The sequence below is a fragment of the Wolbachia endosymbiont of Chrysomya megacephala genome, from assembly GCF_008245065.1.
In the GTDB taxonomy this organism is placed as follows: domain Bacteria; phylum Pseudomonadota; class Alphaproteobacteria; order Rickettsiales; family Anaplasmataceae; genus Wolbachia.
On record NZ_CP021120.1, the window covers coordinates 863,313 to 887,018 of the forward strand.

At 34.3% G+C, this 23,706-nt stretch carries 21 protein-coding genes, 1 tRNA gene and 2 pseudogenes; 8 read left to right on the forward strand and 16 right to left on the reverse strand.

The features are described 5' to 3' along the window. Positions 1-39 precede the first annotated feature (39 nt). Both CAI20_RS04205 and CAI20_RS04210 read right to left on the reverse strand, forming a co-directional pair. Positions 40-705, reverse strand: a pseudogene (locus tag CAI20_RS04205) (IS6 family transposase). 75 nt (positions 706-780) lie between these two features. Beyond that, positions 781-1,770: a ribonucleotide-diphosphate reductase subunit beta gene (locus CAI20_RS04210; protein WP_006013958.1), complete on the reverse strand. Its 990-nt coding sequence runs from the start codon at positions 1,768-1,770 to the stop codon at positions 781-783. A gap of 129 nt (positions 1,771-1,899) precedes the next feature. Between CAI20_RS04210 and CAI20_RS04215 the strand changes: the two genes are divergently transcribed. Beyond that, positions 1,900-2,238, forward strand: a complete 339-nt coding sequence (locus CAI20_RS04215; protein ID WP_149168855.1) for an outer membrane protein assembly factor BamE — start codon at positions 1,900-1,902, stop codon at positions 2,236-2,238. 30 nt (positions 2,239-2,268) lie between these two features. On the opposite strand, the pseudogene CAI20_RS04220 reads toward CAI20_RS04215, so the two are convergent. Further along, a pseudogene (locus CAI20_RS04220) lies at positions 2,269-2,664 on the reverse strand (hypothetical protein); the annotation flags it as partial. A 314-nt stretch (positions 2,665-2,978) separates the two neighbouring features. Between CAI20_RS04220 and CAI20_RS06670 the strand changes: the two are divergent. From CAI20_RS06670 to CAI20_RS06675, 3 genes are all read left to right on the forward strand, one after another. Further along, positions 2,979-3,314, forward strand: coding sequence for a hypothetical protein (locus CAI20_RS06670; protein ID WP_246111566.1), 336 nt, complete (start codon positions 2,979-2,981; stop codon positions 3,312-3,314). Next, entirely contained in the window at positions 3,244-4,233 is a 990-nt protein-coding gene (locus CAI20_RS04225; protein WP_246111567.1) for a WH2 domain-containing protein, read from the forward strand. The genes CAI20_RS06670 and CAI20_RS04225 overlap by 71 nt, the downstream gene beginning before the upstream one ends. A 114-nt stretch (positions 4,234-4,347) precedes the next feature. Next, the gene (locus CAI20_RS06675) at positions 4,348-4,737 is read left to right on the forward strand and encodes a hypothetical protein (RefSeq protein WP_246111568.1); all 390 of its coding nucleotides are present in this window, start codon (positions 4,348-4,350) and stop codon (positions 4,735-4,737) included. Here the strand turns inward: CAI20_RS06675 and metG are convergent. The 3 genes from metG to CAI20_RS04245 all read right to left on the reverse strand — a co-directional run bounded on the left by metG (position 4,734) and on the right by CAI20_RS04245 (position 8,789). Beyond that, positions 4,734-6,263 (reverse strand): methionine--tRNA ligase, encoded by a 1,530-nt coding sequence (gene metG / locus CAI20_RS04235; RefSeq protein ID WP_019236350.1) that lies wholly within the window; start codon positions 6,261-6,263, stop codon positions 4,734-4,736. The two genes, CAI20_RS06675 and metG, sit on opposite strands and share 4 nt — an antisense overlap. A gap of 126 nt (positions 6,264-6,389) precedes the next feature. Next, the gene (locus tag CAI20_RS04240) at positions 6,390-7,304 is read right to left on the reverse strand and encodes a DUF1129 domain-containing protein (protein ID WP_149168857.1); all 915 of its coding nucleotides are present in this window, start codon (positions 7,302-7,304) and stop codon (positions 6,390-6,392) included. 81 nt (positions 7,305-7,385) lie between these two features. After that, entirely contained in the window at positions 7,386-8,789 is a 1,404-nt protein-coding gene (locus tag CAI20_RS04245) for an NAD(P)H-dependent flavin oxidoreductase (protein WP_007302730.1), read from the reverse strand. A gap of 135 nt (positions 8,790-8,924) precedes the next feature. Between CAI20_RS04245 and coaE the strand changes: the two genes are divergently transcribed. After that, a complete protein-coding gene (coaE, locus tag CAI20_RS04250; protein ID WP_007302729.1) occupies positions 8,925-9,503 on the forward strand; it encodes a dephospho-CoA kinase in 579 nt (192 codons plus the stop codon). On the opposite strand, the gene CAI20_RS04255 is transcribed toward coaE, so the two are convergent. The 5 genes from CAI20_RS04255 to CAI20_RS04275 all read right to left on the reverse strand — a co-directional run bounded on the left by CAI20_RS04255 (position 9,493) and on the right by CAI20_RS04275 (position 15,486). Further along, positions 9,493-10,677, reverse strand: a complete 1,185-nt coding sequence (locus tag CAI20_RS04255) for a ribonuclease D (RefSeq protein ID WP_012481740.1) — start codon at positions 10,675-10,677, stop codon at positions 9,493-9,495. The two genes, coaE and CAI20_RS04255, sit on opposite strands and share 11 nt — an antisense overlap. A gap of 84 nt (positions 10,678-10,761) precedes the next feature. Beyond that, positions 10,762-12,081 carry a dihydroorotase gene (locus CAI20_RS04260; RefSeq protein ID WP_149168858.1) on the reverse strand — a complete coding sequence of 440 codons (1,320 nt, stop codon included), beginning with the start codon at positions 12,079-12,081 and terminating at the stop codon, positions 10,762-10,764. Between the two features lie 104 nt (positions 12,082-12,185). Next, entirely contained in the window at positions 12,186-14,687 is a 2,502-nt protein-coding gene (locus CAI20_RS04265) for a lipase family protein (protein WP_019236352.1), read from the reverse strand. Positions 14,688-14,778: 91 nt separating this feature from the next. Then, positions 14,779-15,381: an RDD family protein gene (locus CAI20_RS04270; RefSeq protein WP_007302723.1), complete on the reverse strand. Its 603-nt coding sequence runs from the start codon at positions 15,379-15,381 to the stop codon at positions 14,779-14,781. Positions 15,382-15,403: 22 nt separating this feature from the next. Then, positions 15,404-15,486: transfer RNA gene (locus tag CAI20_RS04275), tRNA-Leu, on the reverse strand. Between the two features lie 102 nt (positions 15,487-15,588). Between CAI20_RS04275 and CAI20_RS04280 the strand changes: the two genes are divergently transcribed. Both CAI20_RS04280 and CAI20_RS04285 read left to right on the forward strand, forming a co-directional pair. Continuing rightward, entirely contained in the window at positions 15,589-17,031 is a 1,443-nt protein-coding gene (locus CAI20_RS04280) for a replicative DNA helicase (RefSeq protein ID WP_007302722.1), read from the forward strand. A gap of 335 nt (positions 17,032-17,366) precedes the next feature. Then, positions 17,367-18,866, forward strand: a complete 1,500-nt coding sequence (locus CAI20_RS04285) for a proton-conducting transporter transmembrane domain-containing protein (RefSeq protein WP_372436128.1) — start codon at positions 17,367-17,369, stop codon at positions 18,864-18,866. A 14-nt stretch (positions 18,867-18,880) separates the two neighbouring features. On the opposite strand, the gene CAI20_RS04290 is transcribed toward CAI20_RS04285, so the two are convergent. The 5 genes from CAI20_RS04290 to CAI20_RS04310 form a co-directional block, all read right to left on the reverse strand. After that, positions 18,881-19,531, reverse strand: a complete 651-nt coding sequence (locus tag CAI20_RS04290) for a VirB8/TrbF family protein (RefSeq protein ID WP_007302720.1) — start codon at positions 19,529-19,531, stop codon at positions 18,881-18,883. A 29-nt stretch (positions 19,532-19,560) separates the two neighbouring features. Further along, positions 19,561-20,355, reverse strand: coding sequence for a hypothetical protein (locus CAI20_RS04295; RefSeq protein ID WP_019078583.1), 795 nt, complete (start codon positions 20,353-20,355; stop codon positions 19,561-19,563). A 36-nt stretch (positions 20,356-20,391) separates the two neighbouring features. After that, positions 20,392-21,243: a DNA polymerase III subunit delta' gene (locus CAI20_RS04300; protein ID WP_007302718.1), complete on the reverse strand. Its 852-nt coding sequence runs from the start codon at positions 21,241-21,243 to the stop codon at positions 20,392-20,394. Between the two features lie 17 nt (positions 21,244-21,260). Continuing rightward, positions 21,261-21,848 carry an L-threonylcarbamoyladenylate synthase gene (locus tag CAI20_RS04305; protein WP_007302717.1) on the reverse strand — a complete coding sequence of 196 codons (588 nt, stop codon included), beginning with the start codon at positions 21,846-21,848 and terminating at the stop codon, positions 21,261-21,263. Positions 21,849-21,987: 139 nt separating this feature from the next. Continuing rightward, entirely contained in the window at positions 21,988-22,458 is a 471-nt protein-coding gene (locus tag CAI20_RS04310) for a hypothetical protein (RefSeq protein WP_019236353.1), read from the reverse strand. A 75-nt stretch (positions 22,459-22,533) separates the two neighbouring features. Between CAI20_RS04310 and miaA the strand changes: the two genes are divergently transcribed. Continuing rightward, complete coding sequence (gene miaA / locus CAI20_RS04315; RefSeq protein ID WP_149168859.1) at positions 22,534-23,427, forward strand: tRNA (adenosine(37)-N6)-dimethylallyltransferase MiaA; 894 nt, start codon at positions 22,534-22,536, stop codon at positions 23,425-23,427. Positions 23,428-23,706: the final 279 nt, after the last annotated feature.

A 23,706-nucleotide genomic window follows, 5' to 3' on the forward strand; every position in this document is an offset into this window, starting at 1 on the left:
CCATAGAAAAGAAGATCATTAAAGCTGGGATTATAGGAGTTATAGAGCCATTAACATAGCAAAATTCTCAAAAGTAGAAACATTGTCATTAGCTCCGATAATTTGTTTTTTCTGAATCATGCGAATATTTTCTATACCTGTAATAGTAATCTTTGCGGAATGAAAATTTTTAAAACTAAGCATAGGCTTTATTCGCTTCTTGATAAACCTCTCAACAATATTATTTAGATATTTTATTTGAAGAACTGTGATTCTATAATCTTCAGAAATTTCTGCATTCAAATCATCAAGAGCAGCAGTATTACTGCCGCTTTTATCAATGACAATTTTCTCAGGAAGATAGTTACTCCTGAAGGCTTTACGAAAGAATGCAAGTGCTGCAGACTTGTCTCTACTAACACACAAGAGGAAGTCTACAGTATTACCAATAGTGCTCTATATAAATAAACCCATTTACCGTTTAATTTAATGTAGGTCTCTCCAACTACTACCAACCTGCTTCTTTCTTTTCCTTACTGCCTAATCTATCAGTGGTGATAACCCACTTTGTAACGTAGCATGGTCAATTTTTGCTCCCCTTATACTCATAATTTCTTCCAAATCTCGATAGCTCAAAGAGAATCGACATTTCATGTATACAGATAACATCGCTGAAAAGCTAAATCCTTTGAAGGATGGCAATAATTTTTGATTGATACGAAACATCTTTGCTTTATTTTTAGACAATTATATCATTCTTTTTTCTACTTCCCTACAAATGCGACAGAACCGAAGTTACTGCTATTCACTTTTTGTATCGTTTTTAGCAAAAGCTTCCTCCCAAGTGCCTTGAGTTGCTGCACGGCTATACTCTGTTACTCTATTTTCAAAGAAATTTGTATGTTCTACGCCATTTAGTATTTCATCAAGCCACGGAATAGGGTTATCTTTAACATTATATATAGATTTAAGACCTAATTGCGTTAACCTTCTGTTTGCTATGTAACGTATATAATTGCGCACTTCCTCTGCAGATAGCCCTTCAACATCTCCTAAATCAAAAGCAAGACTTATAAATTCATCTTCAAGTTCAACAATGGTGCGACATGCAGAATATAATTCTTCTTTGAACTCGTCATTCCAAATTTCATTATTCTCTTTAATAAACGTATTGAACAAATTGATAATTGAATTGGTGTGCAAGGTTTCGTCACGTGCTGACCAGGCAATTATTTGTCCCATGCCTTTCATTTTTCCAAAACGTTGGAAATTGAGCAAAATTGCAAATGATGCAAATAACTGCAATCCTTCAGTAAAGGCACCAAATACTGCTAAAGTTTTAGCAACATGTTTTTTATCGTGCTTTTTACTTTCCTCAAATTCTAACATGTATTCATACTTCTTTCTCATAGCATCATATTTTAAGAATGCTTGATATTCACTTTCTGGCATGCCAATCGTATCTAGAAGGTATGAATAGGCTGCAATGTGTATAGTCTCCATATTGGAAAAGCTTGCAAGCATCATACATATTTCTGTTGGCTTAAATATATTTGAATAATGCCTCATATAGCAGTTATTTACTTCAATATCTGCTTGAGTAAAAAACCTAAAAATCTGGGTCAATAAATTTTTCTCTACATTCGAAAGTTTAGTTTTCCAATCTTTCACATCATCAGCAAGCGGAACTTCTTCAGGTATCCAGTGTATCCTTTGTTGCTGCAACCATGCATCATATGCCCAAGGATAATTAAAAGGCTTGTATATTGGATCTGCTTCTAGCAATGACATAAGGTACCTAATTATTTTGAAGTAAATATTATATTAAATGATATTGAGAATCAGTCAATTTAACTTTTTTGAAATTTGACAACAGATAGTTTATCAGTGTATTATGATTTCAAATAATTAGTTGACAAAATGCGGGTATTAACATTTTCTGTTTTGCTGTTTTCAGTAGGCTGCATGCACACTATTCACAATCACGGAGTTCCTGGCATTAATGTTGAACTGTGGAGCAAAATAAAAGTAGGTGATGATAGAGAAAAAGTGGTTCATACTTTAGGATCGCCAACATTAGTATCAAAGTTCGACGAAAATGTTTGGTACTATGTCTCATATAAAATTAAACAAGCTAACTTCTTGGGAAAAAGGAAGTACAGTAGTAAGTCTCTGCAAATTTCGTTTAATCAGAATGACGAAGTTACAGATATAAGAGAAATCAACGTTGCAGAAAGGTCTTTAGCTGTTGTTGATTGAAAATTTGCTGATCTATTTTTCATTACAAGTATCAGCACTTTGAGCTATTTCATTGTTAGAGTGGGGATAATCATCCGGATGATGCCCCTCATCACCGTAGTCCATACCCATTCCTTCTGATGGCATATCTTCTCCACCTCCACCTGAAAAATATTCAGCAAGACTTTCAAGAAATTTTATGCCAAACATATTACCTGATTTCCCAAATAACGTTACTAGACTGCTACCACTTACCAAACCTTCAAACACATTATTATAAGCAGCAATTGCTCCTTCATGAAAGTTGAACATCCACTTCATTCCATCCACAATTGTTGCAACAGAGTCACTATGACCAAGACCGAAACCACTTTTCTCACTAGCGGCTTCCTGGTGTTGCTGCTGTGCCTGCCATTCTGCAATATTTGGACCTTGTGCTTCACTCATAAGCTTTTATTCTAAGCCTTAAGCTATTATTTTACCAAAAACACTGTAAAATATCAATTGTTTAAGAGAGGTTATTATAAAAATAGCTAACACTAAGCTATTTTTATGATTCTGAATACCAAAACATCGATAATGTGCTGTAGTAACAAAGTGATGACTTGAGGTTTAAAACAGCTTCTATTTCTTCTTAGAAGACTGCTCCTCTCTCTTTTCTTTTTATTATATATTATCTTAGTATTAACTTACTCATAAATTATTGACAAGTACTAATAATTTAATTATTATTAATATAATATTAATAATAAGGAAGAAAAATGCTTACTAATGATTTATCTAATAGTAACACACCATCATCAGCTCCGCCACCGCCACCTCCTCCTTTACCATCCGGAGGTTTAAAGAATTGGAAACTTCCACAGGATAATAAAAAACCTTCTAATTTGGCTACATCAGGAATTAGCAGTCACACTGAACCAAAAAAAGGTCAATCTAAGAGTCCTGTTCAACAATCATCTCTTAATTTTGCAGAAAATCCACTATTTAAGAAAATACAAGAAAAAAATAATGTGGATAGCAAAAATGCAGATGAAGGAAGCAAGAATAGTACTCATGTTAAGAATCCAGAAACCAGAAATAGCGCTCAGTCATAAAGAAGAAGATAATGCGAGTGACAAAACTAAAAATGATAGAAGCAATACTAAACAGGGTGTGCCGAAAAAACCTATGACTGAACAACATAATGGTGTACACTATGATAGTGAAAATCAAAAGTCATCTGTAGCAGAACAAAAAAAGGCAACTGCCTTAAAATATTCAATTGCTATTTTGTTATTGTGTACATCCGGTCCTGTAGCTGGAGTATGCACGTATTTTATCATTTCAGCAGTATTAAGTAGTGCTGCAGTGCCAGTTTCTTCTGCAGTTATTGCTTTTGTTTCTGCATCGGTTATGTTGAGCTTAGCTGCATATCTTATCTATTCATACCTTTCTGCAATAAACAGCGAGAAAGGAGTTGATCCTGGTAGAAAACAATCACAAGATTTACAGAAAGCAAAAGGACTTGAACATAGCAATACTCCTACACCATCATTTCCAGTAATGTCTGGAATACCCATTGTACCACTACTACCTCCACCACCTCCTCCATTGCCACAAAATGCTGCACCACTACCATCTCCGCCGCCTCCTCCTACAGCTTCCAAGTATACGGAGAAACCTAAGAATGGTGCACCGAAAAAGGCTAATGAATCTAAGCATGATCGTTCTGATCTGCTTGAACAGATAAGAAAAGGTGTTATTTTGAAGCCAGTTCCAAAGGATGGTTTAAAAATACCTCAAAAACAAGAGGAGGAAAGTGTTGCTGAAAAGCAAGAGAGCGACGTACAATCGCGAAACAAAGAAGTACATCAAATAAGGAAAGTTGAAAATCAAAAAACTGACAAAGAGCAAAACAATAGTGAGAGTATTCAACAAGGAAATTATATGAATGAGGGTTTGAAAAGCAAAGTTCTAAAGCAAAGAAATAAAAGTGGTTTTCAAGATGAAGAGCTAGATTCCTTAGACAAATAAGATGATTCTCTTTGTAGTTTGGAAGAATCACTTATAGAACCAAATAACACGTCCAATAAAGAGCTAAAGAAACCCGTAAAACCGCTAAACTTACCAATAGTATTAAAGAATATAATGTCCAGTGAAAATCCATTACTAAATAGCCCTAGTAATAATTTATTGAGCAATAGTAGTAATGTATCTGATGATGAAGAGTGGGATACATCCCAAGATTCTATGTCTTTTCAGTGTGATAATATAAAACAAGAGAAAATGAAGAATAGGGATAATTATCCATATTCAGCTTCTTCTTCAACAAAACCAGGTGAGGTAGAAGATTCATCAAATCCTCCTGTAGCCGAGATCATAAAGCAGCTTGATCAAAACAAAAATAAAGTCATTTCTTCCAAAGTAGACAACGGTATAAACACATCAAAACAGCAAGGTACCTTTGTTGATTCTGTTGAACTAAGCAAATTAACTACACAACGACCAATTCAGCCTGGTTTACTAAGGGTTCTTTAAATATCAAACCTCAAAAAAATCGGCGTAGGCTTAGGTAATGTAACACCTAAGCTTACACATGCGTTGCACAGAGATTTTAAATCACGTTGTTCTTTTGGAGTCTGTAATTGGTCAAGTATTATTTCTGCTGACTTTGGAACAATTGGCTGCAATAAAATACCAATTATTCTGATATATTCGAGTAATTTATAAATCACTAAATTCATGCGCTCTCTATCGGTTTTACTGAGTGTCCAGGGTGCACTTTTATCTATGTAAGCATTGGCCTTGGAAGAGATATTGATAATCAGGAGTATAATCTGGTTAAATTCATACTTTGATAGATGATCCATTACTTGATCAATTATGGCTTTGCAATTTTGTAAACTCTCATCATCTTTAAGCAAATTGCGATCGACCACTGGTACAACTCCAAAGCATTGCTTGTGCAGAAATGAAATTGTTCTTTGCACTAAATTGCCTATATTGTTTGCCAGCTCTGAGTTTATGCGGCTGATCATGTTCTTCTTACTGAAATTACCATCTTGACCGAAACTTGCTTCCCGAAGGAGAAAATAGCGTAGTTGATCAACACCAAACTCTTCTGCAAGATTAATTGGATCTATAACGTTACCAAGGGATTTGGATATTTTTTCCCCCTCGTTTAGCCACCAACCATGAACTGCAATTTGCTTTGGCAGTGGTAAATCTGCTGCAAGAAGAATAGCTGGCCAGTATACAGCGTGAAAACGCAATATGTCTTTACCGATCACATGAATGTTGAAGGAGTTTGTCCAAAACTTCTTATATTCCTCATCTTCTATATTAGGAAAGCCTATTGATGTGAGATAGTTAGTGAGCGCATCTATCCAAACATAAATTACGTGCTTGTCATTCTCTGGTACTTTTATTCCCCAATTAAAACTAGTACGAGAAATCGAAAGGTCAGTAAGTCCTGATTTTACAAACGATACCACCTCGTTTTTTCTGCTCTCAGGAAAGATGAAATTCGGCTGATTTTCGTATAACTCTAGTAATTTATTTTGCCAACTTGATAAACGAAAAAAGTAGCTCTCTTCTTTTATCCACTGAACTTCAGCACCTGTTGGCGCTCTGCCATATATCAACTCTGATTCCTGATAAAACGCTTCATCACGAACTGAATACCAACCTGAGTAAGAATCCAGATATATTTGCCCTCTCTCTTCAAGCCTATTCCACAGAGCTATAACTGCTTTTTCATGACGTTCTTCTGTGGTGCGAATAAAATCATCATAATCAAAGTTCATTAGCTCAGCTAATTTTCTGAACGTAACACTTATTTCATCTGTAAATTCTTTTGGCTCTATTCCCTTTGTTTTAGCTGCTTTTTCAATTTTTTGTCCATGTTCATCTGTACCAGTAGTAAATTTGACGTTCTTTCCAGCTAATTTCATAAATCTAGCTGCAACATCACAGATAAGGGAAGTATATGCGTGGCCGATATGTGGCTTGTCGTTTACGTAATATATTGGCGTAGTGATGTAAAAGCTCTCAAATTGCTCCATTTTGTACTAGTTTAAAGCTTTATCGTATCTGCACTAGTAATAAAAATCAATACATATCCTACCAGACAAGCAATCTGAAAATCCATTATACCGCTGCGCGTTGCAGCGGTATCCTCGATTAGTAACTTATGGTTTAGCAGCACAACCTCCAAACTGTTGTGTCGCATTAGGATCACCAAATGCATACCCAGGTGTGCCATCATAAGAAGGAGCACTTGGAGCAGTATTAGGATCTTGAGGAGAGTAAGGAGGTGGTGGTTCAAGATTAGAAGAATCTCCCAAATCATATCCAGGTTCTGATTTATGATAGTTAATTACCGCTTCTTCAGCCTTCTTAATATTTTCTGACTCTTTCTTATGTTTCATATGAAAAGCCACACCACCAGCAAGACACACAAGAGAATTAATGCCAAGAATGACTAAACCCCAAACTGGTAAGACTGGGTTAATAGCGCAACCTATCAAAGCTGCTAAAGAAATTGCACCAACTGCAAATTCTATATTTTTGAACATTTTAAGTTGACTATCTAGATAATCTATTTTGTCTGACTTTCTAGCCGTTTTTTCGCTGCTGTTGTACCAAACACACATTAAAGCATGGAAAGCAACACACGCAACTACAGCTACTATCCCTAAAGCTAATAATTTCCTGCTGTCTTCTGAGTCTTTTTTCTTATCTTCTCTGCTTTGGTAGCTAACAGTATCAAAACCAGGGTTATTTATAACTGTAGTACGACCACCAAACAGGTTGCTAAGTAGTAAATAATCCCAAAAATCTAAACCTCTATTATCGTTTATATGTACGTGCGTGACTTGAGGGCCTGTAGTTTGTTGCCTATTGCTTCTATCATATTCTGTACTGTGCTGATCATTAGTTGGATTACTGCGCTTAAATCCCTTATACGTATCTTCAAAAATTTTATCACTCCAGTTCTCAATATTTTGCATAGCACAAAAACATAAAAATTCTTGAACACCATTGTCACTGCCATTTTCTTTTATATAGGCAAGTGCATACCTTTTTAAAACACTATCACGCATAAAAATTCCCCCAGAATTAAGATTAAATTAATAAAGAATTATTATAACAGAGTAACGTTTTCTTGTCAATTCAACCATACCCTAATACCCAGTTAATATCCTTTCCACCAATTCTTTTACTGTCGGTACGTAGCCATTCTCATAAAATGGGTCTTGCTTAAATCTGTACACATTGTGTCCAGAAAACATGAGTTCATTTTCAACATTGCCGTCATGTACAATGTTTTGCAGTGTCTTTTGTATACAGAAACTCCGTGGGTCTGGCTTTCGCCCTGTTGAATGGTCACCATGATCTTTCCAATTGCTAAACAGACAATGGCTTAAACATCCCATGCAATTAATTTGATCTTGTCTTATTTCCGCAAATTTGCCTGGTGTCACAAAAATAACAGTTGTATCTGGAGTTTTCATTACCTCTGTATACCCTGCTTTAATCCATGCATTTGCTAGCTCTTTGTCTTTTGCAGTGAGGTAAATCTTTCTACCTCTGCTACCCATTGCAAATTCATTATTAAACTCTCCACTCACATTTTCTGAAAATTTCATTTGACGTGAATTTCGTTCCTGTAGCTCATATATGAAGCTATTTCTTACTGCAGATGAGTAAAATCCTGTCGGACTAAATTTGTTTAAAAATACGTCACCTTCTTCTAAAGTGAGTAATTTCTTTTTCCACTCTGTAGAAATCGGGCTTTCTTTCGTCAAAAGCGGACGAGTACCAAATTGAAAAGCTATTGGTCCGATTTGTGAATTTTCAAACCAATGTTCCCAATCCTTTAAATGCCACACTCCCCCTGCCATAACAATTGGCGTTTCAGCAAGACCAATTTCGTTCATGAAAGACCTAAGCTCTGCAACTCTTTCAAATGGAGCCTGTAGTAATTCCGGATCTTCACTATTACTCAAGCCATTGTGACCACCAGCAAGCCACGGATCCTCATATACTACTCCACCAAGTAAAAAAGAAGATATTTTTTGGTAAGCACGTTTCCACAACGCTTTAAAAGCGCGCGCCGATGAGATAATAGGGTAGTAATAAACTTGATATTTAGCTGCAATTTCTCCAAGCCTGTAAGGCATACCAGCACCGCAAGTGATGCCATGAACTAAGCCTTTTGCTTTTTCTAATATGCCATGAAGGACTTGTTCTGCTGCTCCCATTTCCCAAAGCACGTTCATATGTATTCTTCCACGACCCTTTGATATTTCATTCGCTATTTTTGCTTGACTAACTCCAGCCTCAATACTATACTTAATTAACTCTTCGTGCTTTTCATTTCTTGTTTTACCTTTATAAATTAGTGGTACCAGCTCGCCATTGTCATCGATAAGTTTAGCATTTGCACCAGAAAACGTACCAACAGCATCTGCTGCAGCGAATGCTCCACTTGACCTTCCATCACTGACTGCAATGCCTTTGCCGCCCTCGATGATTGGCCATACTTCCTTCCCTGAAATTGCTATCTTTTTTATCTTATTTTTCAAAATTTCCTCTTAATCTTTCACTCTATTTTACTTGATTGCTAAAAAAATAATAGCTTTTCTTTTAATGCACACAAATTCAGTTTTAAGTAGACATAACAGCTACGACACATATTCTTTTTAAGAAGTCTTTGATATATGATAATAGGTCTAACAGGTGGAATTGCAGTCGGAAAGAGCTTTGTAGCCAATTGCTTTAAAGAATTTGGTGCCGCTTTGTTTGATGCTGACTCTGTCGTACACCAGCTTTATAAAGTGGACAAAAACATAATAAGTTATGCAGAAGAAAAATTTCCTGGGGTAGTAGTAAATGGAAAAATTGATAGAACAGTATTGTCTAAATATTTTTTAGCACATGATGAAAATTGGAAGCAATTCCAGTCTTTAGTACATTCCGCTGTGCAAAATGAATTAGAATTTTTTATTGCTCATGAGAAAGAAAACAACAGAAAACTTCTAGTTCTAGACATTCCACTCCTGCTGGAAACGAGATTCCATTTGTATTGCGATTTTATTGTTTTTATCCATGCAGATAGCGTTGTGCAAGCTCAAAGGATTAGTGAGCGTAATATGGATAAAAAAAAGCTGGATCTAATGTCTAGTATTCAGCTCCCTATTGAAGAAAAAAAGCAAATGAGCGACTTTATCATCGATACCAGCGCAAATGTTCTTTCTCAAGTGAAAGATATAATAAACTCGTTAGACCTCAACACGTGATACGGTTATTCTCCACAAGATTACTCCGAATTTTAGCTGTACTATCAGCAGATTTTACCATTAAAATTTCAAACCTTGAGCCTGCATTCAAAAACGATTCTACTGATCTGCCGAAAAAATCATATCTCCATCCCTTGAACAATTTATCTATCTTCCCAGATATTGATCCAGCTAACTCATCTTTTGACGAAACTAACTTTCTCGATATGTTATTTTCCTTACATTTGCTCTCTAAAATAATCGAGAGTATATCAAAGACAGATTTATCATAATTATCCGACAGAGTATAATTTTGCTGCACAAATTCCTTCTCATTCTCATTGAAAATATCTATAAATTCTAATAAATCTTCCTCTTTTATATTTTTTGTGTTTCTCTTAAGGTCATCTAAAATGTCATCAATATGTTCCACGTTTTTTTCAATTAAACCAGTTATTACGGCATTATTGACTACCTTATTACGATTTATATTGTAACGCTGTGCTAAGGTCTCTTGCCACTCACTAACTGCTTTAACAGTTAACATCAACCTTGGATTTGCTTCATAATTAAATTTAATCCTCTTCCATGCATCTTTTGGATTATGCAAATACTTATTGACATCAACTATTGATTCCATCTCTTCTTGAAACCAGCCCATCCTATTATTTTCTTCAAGTTTATTGCACAATATTTGGTGTAGGTCATATAGGTGTATCACGTCATTTACTGCATAATCTAATTGATCCTCAGATAATGGCCGTTTTAACCAATCTGAATTTTTAGCTTTAATTTTATCCAGCGCTACCCCCTGATATTGCTCTACTACTTTTGAATAACCAATAAAGTCGTGATAATAATGACAAAACATAGCAGCAACTTGGGTATCAAAAATGGGAGTAGGAACACATTTAAGCACGGTGAGTAAGGATTCTATGTCTTGCCGACAACTATGAAAAACTTTGGTTATTTCTCGATTCAGCATTATTTTCTTAATAAGCGATAAGTCAATTCCCGGTACTAACACATCTACAATAAAACTCTTCTCTCCGTAAGAAATTTGAATTAGTGATAATCTAGGATAGTAGGTTAAATTGTTTCTAATAAACTCTGTGTCCACTGCTATAAATTTTGGATCTTTTGCCATCAATTCTTCACATGCATTCTCCAGCTCCGATGTCGTACTAATTAGCATATATTTTTTATTCAGTGGCTATATTTTACCACTTATATTGAATATTTACAATTGATTGAAATTGAGAACGCAACTGTATGATAACTAATCCTTCTGTAAATATACAGTTTTGCCAGACACAACGGTACGTATTACGCGCCCTTTCACTTTGCGTCCATCGAAAGGGGAATTTTTTGATTTACTAGCAAAGTTGTCAACTTTAATTTTCCATTCATGATCCAAATCAACTAAAATTAAGTCCGCTGCAAGGTTTTTCTGTATGCGGCCACGTGGCACATGTATGATATCTGCAGGCTTATATGTCAATTTTGCAAGCACATCAAGTAGACCCATTTGTCCACTGTGATATAGTTCAAGTGAAATGGGCAGCATTGTTTCAAGGCCAACAATACCAAATGCAGCATTTTCAAGTGGCAAATCTTTAGAACTAAGATCATGCGGAGCATGATCGGTTGCAATGCAATCAATCACACCTGTCCTTAAACCTTCAATCATAGCTAAACGATCCTCTTCAGTGCGAAGCGGCGGGTTCATTTTTGCGATTGCTCCGTGTTGTTTTACTATATCTTCAGTTAAAGTAAAGTGATGAGGAGTTACTTCACATGTAACATTTAATCCCAAATCTTTTGCACGTTTAATAGCATCAAGTGAATCTTTTGAAGAGACATGTAAAATATGGTAGTGTACATTTTCTATGTCCTTCATTAGCAGTATATCACGATTTACCATAACCGACTCTGACGCACTCAAGATTCCCTTTATTCCCAATTCTTCAGAAATTTTACCTGCATTGATTGCGCCACCAGCAGATAGATTTAAATCCTCTGCGTGTTGAGCAATAGGAACACCAAGCATACTTGAATAAAGCAGTGCCTGTCTCATAATCATTGGATTCATAACTGGCATACCATCATCGGTGAAACCAACTGCACCTGCTTCCTTTAAGAGTGCCATTTCAGTTAATTTTTCTTCCGAAGTGGTGATTTTAGCGTAAAATTCCACATTCACATGCGAAGTTTCAAATGCTCTATATTTCAAATACTGAGCCAAGACAACACTATCAATCGCTGGAACAGTGTTTGGCTGACAAACTACAGTTGTAACGCCCCCTGCAGCTGCAGATTTGCTGCCTGTATGTATAGTTTCTTTATGCTCTTGACCTGGTTCACGAAAATGTACGTGAATGTCAATAAGGCCTGGCATTAGAACAAGCCCTTTACAGTCTATTATTTCATCAACTCCACTTGTTGAAAATAATGATTCGCCAAAATCAACAATTTTACCCCCTTCAGTCAATAATGAACCTTTTATATCAAGTTTAGTTTCCGGGTCAATAATACGAGCATTGGTATACGCAATTTTATAGCCTTCCTTTTGCCCTGTCTGCAATAAATTCCAAATCATATTTGAGTATCGATTATAAAATAAATCTAAAGTTTTTTTAGTAAAATACAACCAAATTAAAGTGATGATATAAAACTAGCAATAAAGAATATTTAAATTAATACTCAAGCAGCTATTCTATAACTACCATTTTCGATTTCAACGTTATTAAGTGCGGTATTTGCGTTATAAGAACAGTAACATCCTACTGCAAGAAAAGTTAATGCAGCTACAGCAAGCGAAACACACATTGCTAAATGAACCATTGTTAGACTTGTACCAACAGCAAGTGCTCCAGATAATACAAAAGAAACAGAAGCATAATTACCTTGCCTTTTACTGTAAGTTCTTGCTTTCAAGAATTTTTCACTTAGCTCTTCATTCTTGCTTTCAAATTGCTTCTGTAGACTCTTCTCTAGTACTTCACTTTTGTTTTCAATTTCTTGCAGCTTTGTCTTTAAGTCGTTATTTTCATTTTCGCGTTGCATTATTTGATCAGCGAACGATTGTCTTGCATCATTCAGCTGCCCTTCCAACTGATCATTTTGTGTAGTCAATTGAGCTACCCGACCATTTAGCGTATCAGCAACCTGTGTTAATCGGGTTACTTCATCAGTTTTATCAATTAGACCTTGCTTTGCATCATCCAGCCGCCCTTCCAATTGATTGTTTTGTATAGTCATTTGATCTACTTGATCTTTTAGCCTTCCAATCTCTTTTTTCTTCTTTTCAAGCTGAGCTCTTGCTTCATTAGATTCTTTGCTAAGTTGCATGACTTTACTAGTTTCTTCAGCTAATTTTTGCTTTGATGCTACAAGTTGAACTTCTGTTTGCTCACATTTCCTTTCAAGCTCCCTTGCTTGACTAGACAAATTACTATTTTCCTGTTCAAGTTGAGCTTTTACTTCCCTTAGCCCTCCCTCACTCTCTCTGAATTGAGCTCTAGCATCCTTTAGCTCTTTTTCTGCACATTCTACCTTTTCTTCTAGCTTAGTTTTTGCTTTCTCAAGCTTCTTCAGTTGATTAGTCAGATTACTATTCTTTCTTTCTAATCCAGCATTTGTTTCTTCAAGTTTTTCTACAGTACCGTTAAGCCTAGTTACTTTGCTAATTTGCTCATCCAACTCTGCTTTGTTTTCTGCAAGCTGATCTTTTGTCCCTTTAAATTCTGCAGTAAGTTTATCTACTTGATCATTGAGTTGATTAGTCTTCTGTTGTTCTTGTGTTAATTTTCCTTTTTCATCATCTAACTCTTTAGTTTTTCCAACCAAACTTTGTTGTATACTATTTAACCTTCCCTCTAGTTGAATTTTTTCATTAGTAAGCTGAGCTACTTTTTGTTTTCCTTGTCTAAATTCCTCTTCTAAATTTGGAGCACGTTGAATTGGTATCTCAGAAAGCTTAATGCCTTCATTTTCTTCTCTGACTTCTTCAAAGAATTCCTTATCATCCACATCAACATATGACAAAACTGCATGGTAAAATAGGCCACAAATATAAGCAATATGACGATACTTAGATGCTTCGCTATCCGATTTAAATTTTTCCTGCTCTATTTTCTCAATAAGGTTATAATAGGTATCGATTTTATGATAGTGTAGTTCTAAATACTCCAGAGTTTTACCTGTTTCTAATTTTAATGGTTTACCTACATGTTTATAGTGCATACCAGCATTACCATGTGGCAAACATGGTACCGGATCTGATTGACAAGCTACTCTAATAGTATTATGTCCAAGACACTCATTGTAAACTTCAGCAGCACCATTGTAGAACACTCTTGGAGAGCCAAAAGTTGCAACATGAACATCTTCAGCACCTTCTGTTTTATTAAGACATAAAGCAGTTATACTAGCAAGAGCACCTCCCATGCTATGGCCTGTAACATTGATTTTTAAATCTTTGATTGCTAATCCTTTATCATTAGCATGCCCTTGTAATATTTTATGTACGCTGGGCCAAGAACGTTTGAATAGAGAGTAAAAACCAGAGTGAACATAATTATCTCCAGACAAAAATGGCAACTTAGTTAAAGAAGCACGCAGATCTTCCTTCACATCATTTAAATCACGAGTGCCATGGTAAGCTATATCTACTTCGTTATCTTTAATAAAAATATAACCAGCATCTCGATTATATGAATTTTTACCAGTTAAAGCATAGCCAACATCGTGTTGCTCTAATTTATAATCAACATCTGAGCAATATTTATCTTCAATAAGTTCATTATCGTAAAATCTTATAATCTGATAACCTTCTTCTTCAAACTTCCTTTTAGTTTTGTATTTACCTTTCTCTAATTTTCTATCCACATCACCATAGGAAATTTTGCTAAAGGTACACATTTTCCATAATTTTTCTTCATCAAATTCTGCAATTTGCCCTTTTATCAGATCAGCAAGGTCAGAAGCATCCTTTAACTCAGCACCTTTAAAATCTTCTATCTTCTTCCATGCTTTAACTAGGTCAGAAGTTCCTAGCCCATTAAGGTCAAAACTTTGAGCTTCTAATTCGTTCTTAAATGGTTCTAGTGCCTCAATTACGCATTCTTTTATTTCATTATCATCAATATGTACAATACTATCGCTAATAGAATCCATACTTTGATCATGAGTAATACTTGGCATATTTTTTACCTACTATTTTAGTATATCATTAATTAAGCATTTGATCAAATTTATCAATAAAACTATTAAAATTTTCTTATTTTAAACGAATTTAGTTCATTTTATCACACTTAAGACTTTTGTTTGTGACAACTGCTGTATTTGCAATCTTATCGTGCCAAGTTTGGCAGCGTTTATCGAAACTTGCCCATATGAAACCCAAGAATAATGGTGCAGTTGACAATATGAAGGAAAAAAACCTCTTTGTTGCTTGTTTCAGAGTCAATTTTTCAAAAGTTTGTGCATTCACAACTCTAAGTCCAAGTAAGAATTTTCCAGGTGTAGCGCCAAATCTTATCCACATATATGCTACATAACTAAAAAGCATAATAAATTGAACTATCTGATTTAGAACTAGTAACTTTATTAGTTTACTCTGCATTGCTGTTTCCTCTGCAGATAGTGGCACCTGCATTTGATATTTTGCAGCAATTTGGCCTAATATTTTACTGCTCTCCGAGCTCATAAAGAGTTGATTTAAGGCCTGACCGCAAAACTGTAAAAATAAAACGATGATGATTAAATCAAGCAGCACTGACAAATAGCGTCTAAGTCCCGTTACGTAACATATTCCATTTTCATCTTTCTTTATCCTTTGAATAGCATTTATAGAAGAAAGAATGGCAAATGAACGATTAAAAAACTTGTGTAACATAAAGCACTTTCCAATGTTTGAGTGCCCCTGGCCGGACTTGAACCAGCATGCTCTTGCAAGCAACAGATTTTGAGTCTGCCGTGTCTACCATTCCACCACAGGGGCCTATTTTAATGCTATAAGCAACACAGGATTAGTCAAATTTTTTCTCTTTTAAGTCGAGATTGAATATTCTACAATAATCAATCATTACTCTAAAAACTTAAAATGAATGAATTAGTTAACCTTATTAATTCAAGAGAAGAAATATGTAAATTGCCACATAATTTAGAAGCAGAGCAAATGCTCATTGGTGCAATGATTCGTGATAATAGAATTTGTGATGCAGTTGAAGATATAATTGCAGCAGACAATTTCTACGATCCACTACATCAAAGCATTTTTACCCAGATATCTAAAACCAGAAAACACGGCATAGTTGCCAATGAACTAAGCCTTAAGATGTTTTTTGAAAATGATAAAGCATTTGCCGAATGTGGTGGAGTTGAGTACCTAGCAAAGCTTGCAGCGAAGGCAAGTATTGCTCTTGATATCTATAGCTTGACCAGAATAATCCGTGATACTTATTTAAGAAGATGCTTAATCAAGCTCGGACAAGAGACAATTGACGATAGTTATAACTATGACATCGAAAATCCTGCACAGGTACAAATTGAGCAAGCAATGACAAAATTGTTCAATTTAGCAGTAAAAAAGCAAGGTGAGAAAACATACATAAAGCTTGCAAGTTCAATTAAAGATGTGGTTGAGAAGATTAGCAAGCTGAAGAATAACCCAGAGGCTCTAGGTATTACAACCGGACTTCAAGATCTAAACCAGCTTCTTGGTGGTTTGCAGAAATCTGATCTGTTAATTATAGCTGCAAGGCCCTCAATGGGAAAGACAGCATTGGCACTGAACATCGCACTTAACGCTTGTAAGATTTTGCAAAAAAGAACAGATAAACAACACTACGTAGCTTTTTTCTCACTTGAAATGTCAGCAGAGCAATTAACCGCAAGATTGATTACTATAGATTCAGGCATTGGTTATTATAAGGCACTGACTGGGAGAATTAGTGATTTTGAATTACATGAATTCATTAATGCTAGTACAGATCTATCAGAATTACCTTTCATAATAGACGATACTCCTGCTCTATCAATTAGTGCCCTTCGTACCAGAATACGACTGCTATATCAACTATACAATGTAGAGGTGGTATTTATAGATTATCTGCAATTAATTCGAGGAACAACAAAAAGGAGTAGTGAAAATAGAGTGCAAGAAATCTCAGAAGTGACGCAGGGTTTAAAAGCAATTGCAAAGGAACTAAATATTCCCATTGTTGCACTATCACAGCTCTCTCGTTCTGTTGAGCAAAGGGATGATAAAAAACCACAACTTTCTGATTTACGTGATTCAGGAAGCATAGAGCAGGATGCAGATATAGTAATGTTCCTCTATAGAGAAGAATATTATGAATTAAGAAAGCAACCAAATGAAGGAAGTAATAAACATCGAGAGTGGCAAGAGAAAATGGAGAAAATTAGAAATATTGCAGAGCTGATCATTGCAAAACAAAGAAACGGGCCAATTGGCAGTGTGAAGCTACATTTTGACTCCAATAGAGGTGCATTTAAAGATTATACAGAAAGATATAGTCTGTAGCGGTTTTGAGTAATTCTGGAAGTGTTTAACAAACCATACGTGCCAAATTAAGAAGCTATCGTGAAACATAGCAATATTTAAGATTGGCATTTTATTTGTTACATTTATTTTTTTAGGAAATTCTTATCTAGGATAAGATGATTTTTTAGAAAGATCTATAAATTACTAACCTTATTACTTAATATATAAAATAGTTTTTTCTTATTTCCTTTCTTCCTTACGCCACTTTTTCTTAACTTGATGCGTATGGTTTATTTAACACTTCCGATATACAACTAAAAAATAGCAAATTCTCTATAACTTGAATATAATTTTAGCTTTACCTAAACAGAAAGATGAATTACTTAATGGATTTTGTTTTAATATCTCTTTCCTTGCCACTTTTTATTACTGAGAATTATTTGTTAATTACTGCGTTGATCCCACTTTTAAGTGCATTAGCTATTTCTTTTACTAGTAAATGGCCCAGAGTGAACAATAGCATTACTGTTGTTTCTTCTATGCTTCTATTTGCGTATACATCTCTATGCACTTTATATTTGGTGTATGGTGATCATTCTCAATTTATTCTCATGGACTTTGGTAATAATTTGCATATTAGTTTAAAGTTAGAGTCTAGTGGAGCAATATTCAGTTTATTAATATCATTTTTGTGGGTACTAACCAGTATATATGCAATATGTTATATGCGAAATAACTATGCTGATAGTAACTACTCGAGTTTTCTATGCTTTTTTTCAATAGCGATTAGCTGTGCAATGTTTATTGCTTTTTCTGGAGATTTGCTCACTACATTTGTCTTTTACGAGCTTCTAACTATTAGTACATACCCTCTGATTACTCACAACTCAACAAATGAATCAGTAATTGCAGGACGCTATTACTTTGGTTTACTATTTTTCTCTTCTTTAGTGTTATTTTTTCCTGCAATAGGTCTCTTATATAATGAATTCCATACTTTAGACTTTGTAAGAGGTGGAATATTCAAGTTTGATACTTCGTTCATAACTTTTATTGCAGTGTGTTTTGCTATGCTGATTTATGGAATAGGAAAAGCTGCATTAATGCCAATGCATTTTTGGTTGCCAAAAGCAATGGTTGCACCAACTCCTGTAAGCGCACTACTACATGCTGTTGCTGTTGTGAAATCAGGAGTGTTCATCATCATCAAAGTTATATTATACACTTTTGGCATCGATAATATGCAACGTTTTGCACAGCAAAGTTGGTTTGCTGGAGGATGGCTTCCGTACGCTGCTGGATTTACTATTATTACTGCATCGTTAATTGCATTAAAGCAAAAGGAATTAAAGAAATTGCTTGCTTATTCTACTATCTCTCAGTTGTCATATATTATATTGTTCGCTTCAATTTTTAGTGAATTTAGCATGAGGATTGCAATTTTTCAATTAGTTTGCCACGCATTTGCAAAAATCACTTTATTTTTCACTGCTGGAGCAATAATAACGAAAACAGGTGAGAAATACATAGATAGAATTCACGGTATAGGACGTAGTATGCCAATTAGTATGATAGCATTTACTATAGGTGCATTGTCCATGATAGGGGTACCACCTGCTCCGACTTTTTGGAGCAAATTTTTCATTTTTCAAGCTGTTTTTAACTCTAGTAATGTAACACTTTCTGTATTTGTAGCTCTGGTGTTAATTGTCAGTACTATACTCAACGCTCTATACTTCTTACCGATAATTTACAATGCCTTTTTCTTAAAACCTTCTAGAAATTATTTTATTAAAAAGACACCAATGCTTCTAATTTTACCTCCAGTTGTTACTGCTGTATGCACTTTAGTTATTTTTTTAGCTACCAAGTAATTTTTTAAATGTAATCAGCTGTATTTATAGCCGTTAACAATAAATTTAAATGGTATTATACCAGTTAGAGTTGCTTTCATGTTTGATAAAGTAAAGCTAACCTCCACAGCATAGTCTTTCATTTTCTTATTTTGCTCAGCTGCAAAAAGTACAGTGGCATTTCCAGCAAATTTAACTAAGTCCTTGATCGATCGGTCAATAGATAGTGTTGTTACGTTTATGTTGGTAATTTTTTTTGTGGATGAAACAGCTTCATTGTTTACTTTTTCCTGAAAGTCTTGATAGATTTTATATATAGAATTGTTTTTTATAAAATTTTCTTGATACTTTGATTCAACGATCTGAGAGGACTCGTATGCTTCGACGTATTGACTTACCAAGTACCTTGCTATGGAAGTGTATTCATCTTCTTTTTTACTAAAACTAAGTTTATGTATTGTAGAAAACTCATCTTCTGTGTGGTTCGTGTACTTCACAAAATTTAAATCTTTTTTAACAGGAAGTAATAGGTATATGTTTAGTAATGATAAAAATAAACATACTAAGAGAAGTAACGTTATTAACGCCATCCAAGATCTTTCTACAACGCAGAACAGGTATCTGTGGCAATACCATTCTACTGCTTTCCTGAAATAACTTTTGTTTTTTACTGATTCAACTTCCATAACCTAATTATAATAACTCTAAAAAAACTTTAAAATATGTCTAAATTTTCCAAAATAGTATGAATGATTATATCACCTTGTTCTGCAATAAGATGAAATTTATCAATTTTCTTCACATCTAAATTTATCATTTTTACACTGAAGCTTTCAGGATCATAAGTATTACTTTCTGCACTTTTGTGATAATTATAGTAGTGTAATTTATTTTGATCATCAAAATAACCAAATTCATCAGCAAGGGTTCCCACTTTTCTGCCTTTACCTTCTCTGACTAGCTCAAATAGATCAATTACATGGTTTTCAGATCCAGGCTCAATAAGACCTTCTACAGCAAAAAATTTAGGTGCATGACCAACATACTCCTTAAATTTTAGATTATTAGTCTTTTTTACACTACCAAAATCCACGAATTTATATTCATCTGAAAGATCAGAATATTGTGGATCATACTTTTTATATTCAAAAAACTCATTACCTAAAAAATTACAAAACGTTAGTTTATAGTCATCATGATTGAGTTTAATAACTTTAAGATAATGAAAATCTCTAGGAATCTTTACTTCTTCTTTCGTAATATGATTAAGTATGACTAACTCGCCACTGAGCATGCGATGGCCAATTTTTGGCAAAGTAGCTATATTGATTGCCTTATTGAGCTTAAAATTTGCTTCATAGATACCACTTGACAGCTCCTTCCCTTTTTCTAAAGTGACGTCTTGGTCTAAAGCTGTATTCTTGAGTAAACTCAATTCTTTCTGCATGTTCAATATGGTTTTTGTTAAAACTTCTATTGATTGCCATAAAGTTAATTTATTATCAGTCAAACTATATACTTTAAGTATTAAATTATCAGGATTTTATCATGAATTTATGTTAAAAGTATTATATTTTTGTGTCATGATGTTAACTACATTAGCTAAAACATGCTTTTTATCTAAGCGAAATTGCTTTGCAGCAACGAAAAGTTCATCTATTTCTTTCCATTGACTTAGCAAAATTTCAACATTATTTACTTCTTTCTTTATACTTTCTAAAATGGAGGTTTGAATGATATGTGATGCTAGTTCTAGCTCAATTTCACTATTAATTATTTTATTAACTATATCAGAATTATTTAGATTACGGAAAAATGTATAAAAATGCTTATGTGACTCATAAGCACCACTGTTTATTGCATTTATTATTACTCCCGGAGTTCCAGGAAACAAAGTAATGATCTCACTAAATATTTTATCGTCGAATTTACACTGAGATGAAACAACCTGCTTTGTTTCATCGTAAGTTAACGGAAGTAAATTCAGCTGAAAGCACCTACACCGGATGGTGGTTTGTATATCATATAGTTTATGGCTAATTATAAGTATTTTAGAATTTTGTGGCGGCTCCTCTAATATCTTTAATATTGCATTTTTAGCATTGCTAGTCATTGCCTCCAAGCTATCTATTATAGCTATCTTATATTCTGATTGAATGGGGCTTAGGTACAGAAAATTTTTCATTTCTCTCACCTTTTCCACTCCTATTGTATCACCTTCAACAATGTGTAAGTCTAATGCTACTTCATCGTAATTTTTGATAAGAAACCAATTAGAAAAGGATTGTGCAAGTGTTGCTTTTCCTATGCCTTTTTTACCACAGATCAGCCAAGATTGAACAGACAAGTTGTTCATTATCTTTTTTTTTGCTTGGTTGTGGCCTATCACCTTTTTCATTCTTTCTCCTATAGATCTTAGTTTGAAAATTCGTTATTTATTGTTTGTAATGAAATTTTACCTTTTCTTAAAACCTTAATCTTGTCTCCAGTTAAGTCAATAATAGTAGATTCTATACCAGAAACTAATTCATCATCTTCAATTACTGCAGATAAGTGTTGCTTAATAGACTGAGGTATATCTCTTGCTTTGCATATACTTTTTTCTCCTGAAATGTTAATACTAGTTGCAACTACTGGAGTTTTCAGTTCATTTAATATTGAAATCGCAATAGGATGATCAGGAATTCTTATGCCTATACTATCTTTAAAGAACTCATTTGGTAATATACTGTTATCTTGAAGTGGTAAAATATAGGTCATTGGTCCAGGAGAAAAGTAGTTTATTAAATTGATATATTCTTCTTTTACCTTTGCTATATTTGTCAAACTATCAACATCACTAACAAATATAGAGAGTGGCTTGTTTTGAGAACGCTTCTTTATCCGGTATATTTTTTCTATAGATTCTTTACCTAGCGCATTACAAGCAAGAGCATATACTGTCTCTGTTGGAAAGCATGCTAACAAATTATTTTTTATTGCATTTATTACTTCAAATACCATATAGCTAAAACTTATGTCTACAATAGCTCTGGGTTTACAGTTATCTCGCTATATGGTAGCAATTAAGATACCGAAATGGCTACTGTTGTATACTTACAGTAAATTTTATTAGCAACTGCTCGTTTTTACAACAGATTTACTACAATCCGAACTCCTCATTGATTTTATCGACTATCGTCTGTGGTGGATCATCTCCCCATCCTGAATATAAAATCTCTCCATAATCTGCAACATCTATAGAGCCAGTTCTACTTTTTGCCAGAAACATTTCTCTTTTATCTTTATCAACTAATACATAGTGCCAAGCTGATCTTCCTCGATCTTTACCACGAACTAGATATATGAGATCTGATCTACTTCTTCTTGTTGCATCAGCAAAGGATCTTTCATTGATAGTTCTGCTTTTACTCTTTATGCCGCCACTTTCAGAAAAAGCTTCCTTGGCTTCAGCTTTTTTGTTTGCCAATTCAGAAATTTTTCCTTTTGCTCCTAGTGCATGTTCTTTGGTATTTTGAGATGAATACTTACTGGAAAAACCTCCTCTTGTCTCATTAGAAGTCCTATTTGTAAAACGCTTAGTAAACGAGTTATCGTTATCATTTTCTGCCATAAAAGTCTCCAAATTTTAGATTGTAGAATCCAAATTTTTACTACACCCTATCATAGGTTAGTTAAATTAATATAAATGAAAGATAATATAGTAATTATTACAGGAATTACAGCCTCAGGTAAATCAGAATTATGCAATAACTTGATAAAAAAGCATAAAAACATTAGCATAATAAACTGTGACTCAAAGCAGGTATACAAAGAGATTCCCGTAATTACTGCTCAACCACCAAAGCAGAAAGAATTTTATAGGCTATACGGTTATGTTTCAGCAAGAGAAAATTATTCCGTAGGTTTATGGATAGAGGATTTAAATAGGGAAGTTAACAACGCGCTGAAAAATTCACGAATACCGATCATCACTGGAGGAAGTGGGCTTTACATTAGCAGCTTAATCAAGGGATTATCATCGATTCCACAAATAAGCCAGGAAGTGAGAGAAAACGTAAATGAACTTAGAAAAAATTTAAGTAAAGAGGAATTCTACAAATTAGTGCTAAGCAAAGATCCAAGGATTCAAGGTAAAATATTTATTAATGACTCACATCGCCTCTCAAGAGCACTTGAAGTTATCACTGAAACTGGCAAGACAATCTTTGTATGGCAAGAAAATAGACAGCCTCCTTTGTTCAATAATTTTAAGGTATATACAATTCTACCTAAACGTGAGGATATATACCGAAAAATAAATTCTCGTTTTATTGAAATGGTTGAAAATGGAGCAATTGATGAAGTAAAAAACCTACTTAGCATGAACCCATCTCCACATTTGCCAGCTATGAAAGCACATGGAGTACCAGAAATTATAAGATACTTAAAAGGGGAGATTACTTTAGACGAAGCAATACAGATTGCTCAAACAAACACAAGGCATTATGCAAAACGCCAGTACACTTGGTTTAAAAATCAATTTCCGAATTCTCAAGTGATTGACTGTGCAAATAAATTGACAGAATTTGGAATATTTTGATTATTATGTATTATATTGCTATGCCTATGCAAACTTTTCTTGATAGTATTAAACTTTTTTCTTAAAGAACTTTCATCATTGCCTAAATTGTGATTATTAAATTCTTTGTAAAAATATTCTTACTTATGAAGCGCTACTATACCTGTAAGAGCCTTTATCACTAAATGAACTATATCACGCAATATTTCATCCTAAATTTTTCTATATTCTCTCACTAATCTTGTAACCACAATCTCCACTTTCATATCCTTGTATAGCTCTTCTCATAATAGTAGGAAC